The sequence below is a fragment of the Aquirufa sp. 5-AUSEE-100C1 genome (genome assembly GCF_054558655.1).
Genome location: NZ_JBPXKO010000002.1, coordinates 296,849 through 309,656 on the forward strand (window position 1 = coordinate 296,849; position 12,808 = coordinate 309,656).

13 protein-coding genes are annotated in these 12,808 nt (G+C 46.1%); 8 read left to right on the forward strand and 5 right to left on the reverse strand.

Annotated elements, in window-relative coordinates; translation table 11 throughout:
* Nucleotides 1–114: 114 nt before the first annotated feature.
* Nucleotides 115–582, reverse strand: a complete 468-nt coding sequence (locus ACMH5P_RS05140; protein ID WP_459493262.1) for a RidA family protein — start codon at nucleotides 580–582, stop codon at nucleotides 115–117.
* Nucleotides 582–3,206: an MGH1-like glycoside hydrolase domain-containing protein gene (locus ACMH5P_RS05145; RefSeq protein WP_459493263.1), complete on the reverse strand. Its 2,625-nt coding sequence runs from the start codon at nucleotides 3,204–3,206 to the stop codon at nucleotides 582–584. Before ACMH5P_RS05145 ends, ACMH5P_RS05140 begins: the two co-directional genes overlap by 1 nt.
* 154 nt (nucleotides 3,207–3,360) lie before the next feature.
* Between ACMH5P_RS05145 and ACMH5P_RS05150 the strand changes: the two genes are divergently transcribed.
* The 6 genes from ACMH5P_RS05150 to ACMH5P_RS05175 all read left to right on the forward strand — a co-directional run bounded on the left by ACMH5P_RS05150 (nucleotide 3,361) and on the right by ACMH5P_RS05175 (nucleotide 10,205).
* Complete coding sequence (locus tag ACMH5P_RS05150; protein ID WP_459493264.1) at nucleotides 3,361–5,115, forward strand: DUF885 domain-containing protein; 1,755 nt, start codon at nucleotides 3,361–3,363, stop codon at nucleotides 5,113–5,115.
* A gap of 556 nt (nucleotides 5,116–5,671) precedes the next feature.
* On the forward strand, nucleotides 5,672–6,634 hold the full coding sequence (locus ACMH5P_RS05155; RefSeq protein ID WP_459493265.1) for a GSCFA domain-containing protein: 963 nt from the start codon (nucleotides 5,672–5,674) through the stop codon (nucleotides 6,632–6,634).
* 42 nt (nucleotides 6,635–6,676) lie between these two features.
* Nucleotides 6,677–7,747 carry an Mrp/NBP35 family ATP-binding protein gene (locus ACMH5P_RS05160; protein ID WP_459493267.1) on the forward strand — a complete coding sequence of 357 codons (1,071 nt, stop codon included), beginning with the start codon at nucleotides 6,677–6,679 and terminating at the stop codon, nucleotides 7,745–7,747.
* A gap of 4 nt (nucleotides 7,748–7,751) precedes the next feature.
* Nucleotides 7,752–7,997: a NifU family protein gene (locus ACMH5P_RS05165; protein WP_459493268.1), complete on the forward strand. Its 246-nt coding sequence runs from the start codon at nucleotides 7,752–7,754 to the stop codon at nucleotides 7,995–7,997.
* Nucleotides 7,994–9,685, forward strand: coding sequence for a D-alanine--D-alanine ligase family protein (locus tag ACMH5P_RS05170; protein ID WP_459493269.1), 1,692 nt, complete (start codon nucleotides 7,994–7,996; stop codon nucleotides 9,683–9,685). The genes ACMH5P_RS05165 and ACMH5P_RS05170 overlap by 4 nt, the downstream gene beginning before the upstream one ends.
* Nucleotide 9,686: 1 nt before the next feature.
* Nucleotides 9,687–10,205, forward strand: coding sequence for a YfiT family bacillithiol transferase (locus ACMH5P_RS05175; RefSeq protein WP_459493270.1), 519 nt, complete (start codon nucleotides 9,687–9,689; stop codon nucleotides 10,203–10,205).
* A gap of 298 nt (nucleotides 10,206–10,503) precedes the next feature.
* On the opposite strand, the gene ACMH5P_RS05180 is transcribed toward ACMH5P_RS05175, so the two are convergent.
* The 3 genes from ACMH5P_RS05180 to ACMH5P_RS05190 are packed head-to-tail and all read right to left on the reverse strand — an operon-like array spanning nucleotide 10,504 to nucleotide 11,562.
* Entirely contained in the window at nucleotides 10,504–10,635 is a 132-nt protein-coding gene (locus tag ACMH5P_RS05180) for a hypothetical protein (RefSeq protein ID WP_459493271.1), read from the reverse strand.
* A 1-nt stretch (nucleotide 10,636) separates the two neighbouring features.
* On the reverse strand, nucleotides 10,637–11,077 hold the full coding sequence (locus ACMH5P_RS05185; protein WP_459493272.1) for a SixA phosphatase family protein: 441 nt from the start codon (nucleotides 11,075–11,077) through the stop codon (nucleotides 10,637–10,639).
* The gene (locus ACMH5P_RS05190; RefSeq protein ID WP_459493273.1) at nucleotides 11,074–11,562 is read right to left on the reverse strand and encodes a gamma carbonic anhydrase family protein; all 489 of its coding nucleotides are present in this window, start codon (nucleotides 11,560–11,562) and stop codon (nucleotides 11,074–11,076) included. Before ACMH5P_RS05190 ends, ACMH5P_RS05185 begins: the two co-directional genes overlap by 4 nt.
* Nucleotides 11,563–11,608: 46 nt before the next feature.
* Here ACMH5P_RS05190 and ACMH5P_RS05195 point away from each other — a divergent pair, with 46 nt between their 5' ends.
* Both ACMH5P_RS05195 and udk read left to right on the forward strand, forming a co-directional pair.
* A complete protein-coding gene (locus tag ACMH5P_RS05195) occupies nucleotides 11,609–12,142 on the forward strand; it encodes a class I SAM-dependent methyltransferase (RefSeq protein WP_459493274.1) in 534 nt (177 codons plus the stop codon).
* A gap of 35 nt (nucleotides 12,143–12,177) precedes the next feature.
* Nucleotides 12,178–12,801, forward strand: coding sequence for a uridine kinase (udk, locus tag ACMH5P_RS05200; protein WP_459493275.1), 624 nt, complete (start codon nucleotides 12,178–12,180; stop codon nucleotides 12,799–12,801).
* Nucleotides 12,802–12,808 lie beyond the last annotated feature (7 nt).

Consider the following 12,808-nt stretch of genomic DNA (forward strand, 5'->3'; position numbering starts at 1 on the left):
GTTGGATCATAAAACCAAAATTATCATGGGGAAAAAGACGCGAAGTATCGCGTCTCTACAAGTTTTGCCAAATAGACTATCGACTGTTAGACAGTTAAACGTGATTGATCACGTTTAACTGTCTAACTCAAACATCGCCTCAATCTCCACCGGAATATTATCCGGCAAGGTTCCCATGCCCACCGCGGAACGAACCCCGATGCCATTTTCATCACCCCAGACTTTGGCAAATAATTCCGAACAACCATTAATCACATACGGATGACGCAAAAAATCATCCGTCGCGTTCACCATCCCCAACACCTTAATCACCCGCTTCACGCGATTCAAGGAACCCAATTGCGCCTTCAAGGTCGCCAAAATCGTCAGCCCTACTTGTTGGGCCGCCAGTTTCCCCTCCTCGATATCCAGCTCCGCACCGATCCGACCGATAATCAAGGATGCATCCGTCCTTACCGGACCATGACCAGAAACATAGTAAAACTCCCCAACCTGTAAACCGGGCTTATAGACTCCCAAAGGTTTCGGGGCGGGTGGTAATTCAAGGCCCAAGGCCGCAAAGCGTTCGTCTGCTGTTTGCATTATTTCTTATGTAATTGAAGAATGATTTCTGAAATCAAGCCGGTCCAACCGGTTTGGTGATTCGCACCTAAGCCTTTACCCGTATCCCCATCGAAATACTCGAAGAACAAATGAGAATCCGCATGTAACTTTTCATGCCCATCGTACATTGGAATAACTCCTTTTTCGTTCGGCACAAACATGGCCAATAAACGACGAGAAACCCCTTCCGCGGCATCCTTGATATTCATCATTTCGCCGGAATTTGTCGGGAATTCCACCTCGTAATCCGAACCATAATAATCGGAGAACTTTTTCAAGGAGTCCAAAATCAAATAATTCATCGGGAACCAAATCGGGCCACGCCAGTTGGAGTTACCCCCAAACATACTGCCCGTCGACTCCGCCGGCGTGTAATCCACCTGCAAGGTTCCTCCCTCATAATTAAATTTATAAGGATGCTCTTTGTGATATTTGGAGAGCGAACGAATTCCGTAGTCGGATAAAAACTCCGTCTCATCAAACATCCGCTTCATAATCATCTTCATCCGGTGACCACGCAGGATCGAAAGCAAACGCGTCTCCCCCTTTCCAGGTTCATACCAGCGAGAGATCAAACTCGCCAAATCCGGACGGTTATTCAATACCCATTCCACTCGGCGTTTGAAAGCTGGTAATTTCTCCAACATCTCTGAGGTCAATACCTCCACCGCAAACAAGGGAATCAAGCCCACCATCGAACGAACCTTCAATAATTCCGCACTACCATCTTCCTTATGCAACATGTCATAATAGAATTGGTCGTCTTCATCCCAAAGATTCAATTTATCGCCACCGATCGACTGCATCGCACCGGCAATGTGCAAGAAGTGTTCAAAGAATTTGGAAGCCATATCCTGGTAAACCGGATTTTCAATGGCAATCTCACAAGCTATGCGCAACATGTTTAAGCTGTACATCGCCATCCAACCCGTTCCATCGGCCTGCTCCAAGTGTCCACCCGTAGGCAATTGCGCCGAACGGTCAAACACCCCAATATTATCCATCCCCAAGAAACCTCCCCCGAAGATGTTGTTTCCTCCCTCGTCCTTCAGGTTCACCCACCAGGTGAAATTCAAGAGCAATTTATGGAAGATACGTTCCAAGAAGACGACGTCCCCTTTCCCGTTCATTTCCTTATCGATCTCATACACCTTCCAAGTCGCCCAAGCATGAACCGGTGGGTTCACATCCGAGAATGACCATTCATAGGCAGGAATCTGCCCATTCGGGTGCATGTAATATTCCCGCAGAATAACGGCTAATTGGCGCTTCGCAAAATCCGGGTCCAAACGCGCCAAAGGCAAGGTATGGAAAGCCAAATCCCAAGCTGCGAACCATGGGTATTCCCATTTGTCCGGCATGGAAAGAATATTCGCCGCATACATGTGCCGCCAGGTATTGTTTCGTCCGTGCTTGCGTGATGCATCCGGTTTTGGCATGGCCGGATCACCTTTGATCCATTCGAAAACATTGTAATAATACCACTGTTTGGTCCACAACATCCCCGCATAGGCATGACGCTGCAAATTACGCAAGCCATCATCTTGAATATCCTTTTGCAAATCGGCGTAAAAATCATTGGCATCCCTCAACCGCGCCGCGTAGATTTCATCAAAATCCGCGAAGGGCTCACGTAAAGTCAAAGTCGTCAAACGCAAACGAAAAACCTTTTTGCCTCCCGCAGGTATCTTCGCTGCATAACGAACCGAAGCCTTCGTTCCAATATGATTCGGATTGACGGCATGCTTGTTTTTATTTACGACATAATCATTGATTCCATCTTTGGTGTAATGCGATAAGTTCGCAGAACCATGCAAACGCTCAAAGTTGGTCTCATTATCACAGAACAAGAATTCATCCGCTTCTTCCGCATATAACTTAAAACGCCCCACGACGCGGTGGTCCACCTCAATAAACGAATGACCTACGCCCGTCAACATCGGTTTGTAGTTGTAATTTTCATATCCCCAGCACCAGGTATTCCGGTACCAGATAGTCGGCAAAACAGTAATCGGTGCGGCAACCTTCGAACGATTCTCCACCGTTACTTGAATGAGAATATCTTGTTCATCCCCTTTGGCATATTCCATGGTGATGTCGAAAAACTCATTGTTATCAAAAACGCCTGTATCCATAATCTCATATTCCGGCTCCAAACGCGAGCGTTTCTTGCTTTCATCGATGAGTTTTTGATAGGGAAAAGTCTGCTGCGGGTACTTGTACAGCATCTTTTGGTAGGAGTGCGTCGGCGTAGAATCTTGGTAATAGTACAATTCCTTCACGTCTTCGCCGTGATTCGATTCATTCCCCGTAAGGCCAAAAAAGCGCTCTTTTAAGATATGATCCCGGTGATTCCAGAAGGCAAAAGCAAAGCAAACATGTTGTTTATTGTCGGAGATACCACCAATTCCCTCCTCACCCCAACGGTATGCCTTGGAACGGGCCATGTCGTGTGAAATCGTCTCCCAGGCATTCCCACTCGCTGAATAATCTTCACGAACCGTGCCCCATTGACGCTCTGTCAAATAAGGCCCCCACTTTTTCCAACCTTTATTATCATTACGAAGACTCAGTCGTTCGCGTTCAGCTCCCTTATGTGACATAAATTTATAAATGCTTAGACGTTGTTGATATGAATGGTAAACCACAAATATAGAATTTTTGATGGAAATCCATCTTGTAGAAAAAGGACAAAACGAGGAACCATGCACGGGATGTTCGCCTTTCTTTTTATATTCGAAATTCTAAATCAACAAAATGAAAAAACTCACGTATCTATTATGCCTTTTGGCCTTCCTAGCTTGTAAATCAGGCGATGCCAAAAAAGAACTCAGCACACTCGTAGACAACTACTACGAAGAACAATTAAAACTCAATCCCGTTTCGGCAACCGCGAATGGCGACAACCGCTACAATGACCAGTTGAGCATCGACTTCACCGATTCCCACCGCGCGAAAGTAAAGGCGCTTTTAGAAAAAACGCAAAAAAGCCTGTCGGACATCAATCGCGAATCCTTGGACGACAACGACCAGATTACCTATGACATGTTGAAGCGCGACATCGATTTAGGCCTGGAAGGGTTAACGTTCCAAGACAATTTAATGCCCCTGAACCAATTTTATGGTTTTCACCTAACCTTCGCGCAGTTGGGCAGTGGTTCAGTAATGCAGCCATTCACCAACAAAAAAGACTACGAGAACTGGGCGAAGCGGATGCACTTGGGAGCAGCCTACTTGGATTCAAGCATTGTTTATTTCAGGCGTGGGTTGGCTGCCAATGTGGTTTTGCCAAAAGCTTTGGTCGTGAAAGTAATTCCACAATTGCAATCCTTTCATGTTTCCGACATCAAACAGAGTACCTTCTACGGTCCATTAACGAAATTCCCGAAAGACTTCACCGAAGCTGATAAGGAGAAATTCACGAAAGAATACAGCCAAATTATCCAGTCGGAAATCATCCCAGCCTACACCCGTTTAGCGCAATTCATGCAAACGGAATACCTTCCAAAAGCTCGGACCACAACCGGTATTTCGGGCATTCCGAATGGTGCGGCCTATTATCAATTTTTGATTCGGGTGTTGACGACGACCGACAAACCTGCCGATGAAATCTATCAAACGGGTTTAGCAGAAGTAAAGCGCATTCGGACCGAAATGGAAAAGACCAAACAGGCGGTCGGCTTCCAAGGCGACCTCAAAGCATTCTTTGAGTACATGCGGACCGACAAGAAATTCACGCCTTACAAAACGCCAGCTGAAGTGTTAGCGGCATTTCATGCCATTCACAAGAAGATGGAACCGGCATTAAAAACGATGTTTGGAAGAGTACCGAAAACGCCATTCGAGATTCGTCAAACGGAGGCATTCCGTGCGGCATCGGCATCGGCGGAGTATTTCCAAGGATCGGAAGATGGGACACGTCCAGGTATTTTTTATGTGCCCATTTTAGATGCGACCAAATTCAATACGACATCCGGCATGGAGAGTTTATTCTTACATGAGGCGATTCCAGGGCATCATTACCAGGTGAGTCTCCAACAAGAAAATAGTCAATTACCCAAATTCCGTCGATTCGGAGGTAATTCGGCCTACGCAGAAGGTTGGGCATTGTATACCGAAAGTCTAGGGAAAGAATTGGGATTGTACACGGATCCTTATCAATACATGGGCGCCTTGGGTGATGAAATGCACCGTGCCATTCGTTTGGTGGTGGATGCGGGTATGCACTCGAAAAACATGACACGCGAGGAAGCCATCAAGTACATGATGGACAACGAACCGCTGAGCGAAGAAGGCACCATCGCCGAAATCGAGCGTTACATGGCGATTCCCGCGCAAGCGCTATCCTATAAGATTGGGGCCTTGAAAATCCGGGAGATCCGTGAGCGTTTGAGCAAGGAACTCGGCACGAAATTCAAGTTATCCGATTTCCACGATGAGATCCTAAAGGATGGCAACATGCCTTTGGATGTCATGGAAAACAAAATGAATCGCTGGGCGAAAAGTTTGTAGAGACGCGATACCTCGCGTCTTTGCAAAAACAAATTGTAGAGACGCGATACTTCGCGTCTTTGCAAAAAAAACAAATGTAGAGACGCGATACTTCGCGTCTTTGCAAAAAAACAAATTGTAGAGACGCGATACCTCGCGTCTTTGCAAAAAAACAAATTGTAGAGACGCGATACTTCGCGTCTTTGCAAAAAAACAAATTGTAGAGACGCGATACCTCGCGTCTTTGCAAAAACAAATTGTAGAGACGCGATACTTCGCGTCTTTGCAAAAAAACAAATTGTAGAGACGCGATACTTCGCGTCTTTGCAAAAAAAACAAATGTAGAGACGCGATACCTCGCGTCTTTGCAAAAAAAACAAATGTAGAGACGCGATACCTCGCGTCTTTGCAAAAACAAATTGTAGAGACGCGATACCTCGCGTCTAAATATTTAACAAAAAGACGCGAAGTATCGCGTCTCTACAAAAAAACAATAAGACGCGAGGTATCGCGTCTCTACAAAAACAGCGTTGCATACATCGCGTCTCTACAAAAATATCCCGCCGCCACAAATAACATGAAACTCACCACCACCTTCTCCATCCCCCGTTCTCCCTACCCCATCCGCGCCGAGAATCAAATCCTTTGCATCGGGTCTTGCTTTGCGGAAAACATGGGAAATCGTTTAGCCGATTTACCATTGAAGGTCTCTAGCCAGGCCATGGGAACACTCTTCCACCCATTGAATATCCTTCGCTCATTGCAGCCGCAGGAATTGAAGGAGGAGGAGTTGTATAAGCAAGGGGATAATTTTGTGCATCCCGACTTCCATTCCCAATTCATGGGAGCAGACTCCACGTCGTTTTTGGCCCAACTAAATACCTTAAAAACGAATACGCTCGAGTTTTTAAAGGCGAGTCAATTTTTGGTTATCACCTGGGGAACTGCCTATTATTACGAAGACAAAGTACTCGGAAGAGCGATTGCGAATTGCCACAAACAATTACCTGCACGCTTTACAAAGCATTTGAGCAGCGTAGAAGAAATATGTGCGGTATACGAGGAATTTCTCCGTAAGAGACCCTTCCTAAAAGTCATCATTAGTGTCTCACCGGTTCGACATACACGGGATGGGATGCCCGAAAATTCGGTTTCGAAGGCCATTTTGCGTTTGGCAGCGGACCAATTGGCCCAAAAATTTCCGGAACAGGTCAGCTATTTCCCGGCCTACGAAATCATGATGGATGAATTACGGGATTACCGCTTTTATCAGGCAGATTTAATTCACCCGACCGACCAAGCCGTGAATTACATTTACGAGCGATTTAAAATCACGCATTTCGATGATTCCATGTTGGAAATCGCCAAAAGATGGCAGGAAATCCATAACACCTTGCAACATCGTCCGCATCCCTTGCAAAACGCGCAGCATGTGGAAGTGCTAAAGCGATTGCGGAAAGAAGTGGAGAAGGATCAATCGGGGATTGATTCGAGCAAATTATTGGCAAAAATAGACCAACAAATTTTGGCCTTATCTTAATACAAAGCCCTATATTTGAAGTTTGAAAGGCAAGAACGCATTATGGGAGAATTAAGTGTAACAAAAGAAATCATATTAGGTGCTTTGAGCACGGTACAGGAGCCCGACTTGAAAAAGGATTTGGTGACCTTGGGTATGATAAAGGATATCGAATTGGGCGTAGGGGAAGTTCGCTTCACGGTGGTGTTAACGACACCGGCCTGCCCATTGAAGGAGAAAATCAGACAAGATTGTGTGGATGCCATTCAGAAATTGGTGCATCCAGATTTAAAGGTTGTCATCAACATGACGGCCGAGGTAACGACTTTACAACAACAGGATCCCTTGATTCCAGGAGTGAAGAACGTGATCGCGGTGGCTTCGGGTAAGGGTGGCGTAGGAAAATCGACCGTAACGGCGAACTTGGCGATGGCCTTGAAGAAGGCAGGTGCCAAAGTAGGTATTTTGGATGCGGATATTTCCGGTCCATCGATACCGGTGATGTTTGGGGCGGAAGATATGCAGCCATTGGTGCAAGAAGTAAATGGCAAGAATCGCATCCAACCGATCAACCAATACGGCATTAAATTAATTTCCATGGGCTTTTTAGCCCCGACAGAAAGTCCAGTACCTTGGCGTGGACCGATGATGACGCAGGCTTTGCGCCAGTTTTTTGGAGATACCAACTGGGATGAATTGGATTATCTATTAATCGATTTACCTCCGGGAACCTCGGATATTCACTTGACTTTGGTTCAATTAATTAAATTGACCGGCGCGGTGATTGTCACAACACCTCAAAAAGTAGCCTTATCCGATGCGACCAAAGGCTTGCAATTCTTTAAGCAAAATGGAATCAATGTCCCTATTTTGGGATTGGTTGAAAATATGGCTTATTTCACACCGGCGGAATTGCCCGACAACAAATACTATTTGTTTGGCAAAGACGGCGGAAAGGAATTAGCAACAAAATACGATGTGCCTTTCTTGGGCGAAGTACCCTTGGTACAAGGCATTCGGGAAGCGGGCGATGCAGGGAAACCGATCGCAGCGGAAGAAGGCCCAACCTCGGAGGCATTTGGAAAAATAGCGGCGAATTTGGCGCAACAAATCGCGATCAATAACGCAAAATAAGCACATGGAAAATCACCCACTCTATTCAAAAATCCAAACAGCCCTTGATGGGATTAGACCCTATTTGGCGGCTGATGGAGGCAATGTGGAAATCGTCGAAATTACGACGGACAATATTTTAAAATTAGCCTTGGTGGGTAATTGCCAATCTTGCAACATGTCGGCCATGACCTTTCGTGCCGGTGTAGAAGAGGCCATTCGTCGCGATGTACCCGAAATCAAGGCCGTAGAAGAAATCAAAATAGAATGATGCGTATAGGAATATTTTTTGGTGGACAGGCGCGCGAGCGTGAGATCAGTTTTGCCGGCGGGAAAACCGCCATGGCACACATCAACAAAGCCCTATTCACACCCGTACCAATATTTGTCGATGGACTCGGAAATTTCATCCTCATCAAGGAGGAATTAATTTACCAAGAAGCCATTCGTAACTTCTTTCCTCCCCTTTCCTACCAACGAGCTCCTTTCTCGGTTTACACGGAATCCTTGACGGACATCAACGATTACTCGGCCATGTTGGCGGAAATCGGAACCGTCCTAAACCCATCCGATTTCGCGAAGCACATCGATTTCGCATTTATTGCGATGCACGGACCCGGAGCAGAAGATGGCAGCATTCAAGGATTGTTGGAGTGGTTTAACATTCCCTATTCGGGTCCGAGTGTATTGGGTTCGTCGATCGGAATCGACAAGGTGAAGCAGAATGATTGGTTGGCCAAAAGCGTCGGCCTCGATAAAAAATATTTCGTGTTGCAGCGTGCCGACTACGAAGCATACGGTCGGGAGACCTTATTCGAGCAAGTCAAAAAGGCCATCGGTATCCCGTTTGTGGCCAAAGCGCCGCATCAGGGATCTTCAATAGGTTTGGCATTTGTGAAGGAGGATTCCTTGGAAGTCTTTGACCAGGCGATAAAAAAATGTTTGTTCATTCAGGAGATTTACCGCGAGGATTGGATCACTTATTCGGACGAACAGCAAATTGAATTGTTACAAAAAATGGTGAATCTGGACGAGGGAATTGGTTTCCCGGTTCGATTTAATCACCAGGTTTATGTTCATCCGGTGGAATTATTGGCCGCGTTGAAAGAATATTTTGTGCATACGGTCACCAAGGCAAGCATACATTCGATGCACTCGGAGGATGCGGTGTTGTTGGAGGCCTTTGTGAACGGCAATGAATTTAGTTGTGGGGTTATTCAAACGCCGAAAGGGGAATCAGTTGCCTTGCCGCCTACGGAGATTGTCATTGACGAGTCGGTGGAAGTCTTTGATTTCAACGCCAAATACAAATCGAAATTAACGCGTAAACGTATCCCGATGGATGCGTCCTTGCAACACTTGCAGCAAATTCAGGCACAGGTGAAGCAAGCCTTTGATGATTTAGGATTCGGGGTTTGCACGCGTATCGATGGATTTTTACGGTCGGATGGAACGGTTGTTCTGCATGATCCGAATACGATTCCGGGCATGTCGCCCACATCCTTGATTTTCAAGCAGATGGCGGAAATTGGTTTAAGTGTAACCGATTCGATTACGTATTTCATTCGCCAATCGATTCGTGAGCGCATGCGCAATGGAAAGAATTACCACATCTTCCGCAAGTTATTGGAGGGATTGGATAAAGAAATTCGCACACTGATTGACTTGAAAAAATCGCAGGAAGCTGTATTGATTCAGGTAGATATCAACAACTTAGAGACGAGTTTTGAGGCTGCAAAACAGGAAGCTGCCCGACTAGCGGCTTTGGGAAATCAGGCCTACAAGGTAGTTGTGGCATTGGAAGTAGAGGAGGGAGAAATCGAATATGTATTGCACACGGCGCAGTTGGCCAAAGACAGCCACAAAGAATTATTAGATAGTATCCATCAGGGAGTACATCCCTTGATTGCTCATACGCGTCAAGCGGGGGCAGATATCACCGCATTTTATACGAATTAACATGGAACTCAATCCGCTACAATACCCAATTGGTAAATTTTCTGCACCCGAAATCATCTCACCGGAATTGCGTGCGGAGTGGATTAAAACCATCGAGGATCTTCCGGGACAATTGGCAGCTTTGCTAGACGGTGTTGATGAAACGCTTTTGGAGAAACCCTACCGCGAAGGAGGCTGGTCGGCCCGCAAGGTCATCCACCACCTCTACGACAGCCACATTAATTCGTACATCCGTTTCAAGATGGCCTTGACGGAAGACAACCCAACCATCAAACCCTACGATGAAAACACGTGGGCAGAAATGCCTGATGGCAACGAGGCACCTATTCAGTGGTCGATCGAGGGAATCAAATACATCCACTTGCGTTGGGTATATTTGATGAAGACGATGCAAGAATCGGATTGGTCAAAGACTTATTTCCACCCGGAGCGTGGAATTAGCTATCCATTGGATCGCGTGTTAGGGATTTATGCTTGGCACTCTGTGCATCACTTGAAGCATATACAATCAGTGCTTTAGACTTTAGACTTTAGACTTTGGACTTTTGACTGTAGAGACGCGACACTTCGCGTCTTTTTTGCAACCATACATTAGAGGTTAGAGGTAAGAGGTTGGTTATTAGAATGTAGAGACGCGACACTTCGCGTCTTTTTTGCAACCATACATTAGAGGTTAGAGGTAAGAGGTTGGTTATTAGAATGTAGAGACGCGATACTTCGCGTCTTTTTTGCAACCATACATTAGAGGTTAGAGGTAAGAGGTTAGAGGTGTATGAACATCCTCCGAACAGAAAGTCAAACCTCTTACCTCTTACCTCTTACCTCTTACCTCTAACCTCTTTCTTCTTGTTCCACGGCGCCGTGGTATTCCGCGCCATATCGATCGCCAAACCGATCATCAATAGGGTGAATAGGATAATGACCCAACGGAATATTTTTTGATTCTTCATATTAGATACGTGTTTGAACGATGGCACTGCCGCGGGTGACTTCTTTCCAGGAATCGAGCGTAGGCCATTGCAAATGTACGCAATTGGCTGTCTCCATCTGAATTTGTTCCCCGGAAAAATAAGAGGCTAAATACGATATCGACGGATTGTGAGCCACCAAATAAATCACCTTTTCTCCTCGTTCCTGAATCATTTCCAAATAAGCCGGACCCGAAGCATGGTACCAAGACTCTGAAAATTCCGCGCTTGATTCACTGATCAGCTCAAAGGTTTGTCGGGTCCTTACAACGGAAGAAACCAACCAATGTCCTTCTGGCATTCCTTTCAATTTAGGCTTCAGTTGGCGCGCCTCCTCCAAACCCTGCGACGAAAGCTTTCGGGCTTCATCGGGCAAGGTATAGGGGCCCGCATGCGCATGTCGGATGAGGATCAGTTCGATCATGACTTAATCAATGGAAATTCGCCGGCGGCGTGTTTGGCACCCATCTTAATGTAATGGTCTGCCCCATATTTCAAGGCCTCGATTTGCTCGGGGTTGAGGGTTTTTACCACTTTGGCTGGACTACCCAAAACCAGGGAATAATCCGGAATTTCCATCCCGGTGGTCACAAGCGCATGGGCGCCGATTAAACAACATTTGCCCACTTTGGCCCGATTTAAAACCGTGGCATGCATGCCAATCAATGAACCTTCTCCAATTTCCGCACCGTGAACAATGGCGGAATGACCCACCGTTACGCGAGGCCCAATGATGGTTTTATCTCCCTCATCGGCGTGTAAAACGGCATTATCTTGGATGTTGCAGCCTTCGCCGAGGTGGATTTCCTCCACATCCGCGCGTACGACGGCGCCGTACCAGATGCTTACATCATTTCCGATTTTCACGCGTCCCATGACGCTAGCGGTGGGTGCAATAAAACGAGCCATTGGATTCTTTTTTTGTCAAAGATAAACAGAATTGATAATTTGCTGCATGGAGAAAAGTTTATTCGAGGTGGGAGAATGGTCGGCCGATGATTGCATCCTATCCCTAGGCTGCGGAGCCGGCTGGTGGGAGATTAATCAGGTCATCCAAAACGAGGCAGGGGAATTGTTACTTTTGGACTCCAATACCCATGTCTTAAACCGGGCCGACATCGACGAGACGATCGTTTATTTCGAAAAGCAATTCGACCAAAGACTTACGAGTCCCATTCAACTATTTCATGCGGATGCCATGAATATTCCTTTGGGGCGTGAATCGGTGGACCAAATTTGGTTGTTGAATAGCTTACATGAAATGGATCATCCGTCTGCCGTTTTACAGGAAATCAATCGGGTATTAAAAGAGGGCGGCAGCGTGGTCGTGGAGGAAATATTAACCGGTGAAATACATGAAGGATGTGGCAAGAAATTGTTTCGAGCAGATGAATTGATTGCCCTATTTGAATCCATCGACATGAAAGTAATGCGACGCTGCAAGAAAGATCAGGAAGCTGAATACCTAAAATTCAGTCGGGAGGCTTGATTCCTAGCGATGCTTTTCGCAAATTTGTGGCCTATATGAGCAACATCGACAAACCATTTATCATCGGAATTACGGGAGGCAGTGCGTCTGGGAAGACGTTGTTTTTGAAGCGCTTGATGGAGCAATTCCAGGCGGATGAGATTTGTCTATTGTCCCAGGATAATTACTACCGACCGATCCACGAGCAAACGAAGGACCACAACGGAATTGAAAATTTCGATTTACCGGGTGCGATTGATGATGAAGCCTTCGCAGCGGATGTCGAGAAATTACGGGCTGGCGAGGTTGTCTCACGTCCAGAGTATACCTTTAACAATACATCGAAAGTTCCCGACTTATTGCATTTCCACCCACGTAAGATCTTGGTAGTGGAAGGTATTTTCGTCTTTCATTTTCCGGAAGTTGCCAAATTATTGGATTTGAAGATCTTCATCGATGCGAAGGATAAGGTGAAATTAAAACGCCGCATCAAGCGCGATAACGAGGAGCGCGGCTATGATTTACAAGATGTCATGTACCGCTGGAAATACCACGTAAAGCCGACGTACGAGCAATTCATCCGACCGCATAAGCGATCTTGTGACATTGTTATTCCCAATAATGATCATTTTGAACGAGGATTGGAAGTTATCGTACATTTCCTGAAGGCCCAAGTTTAATCGCTTT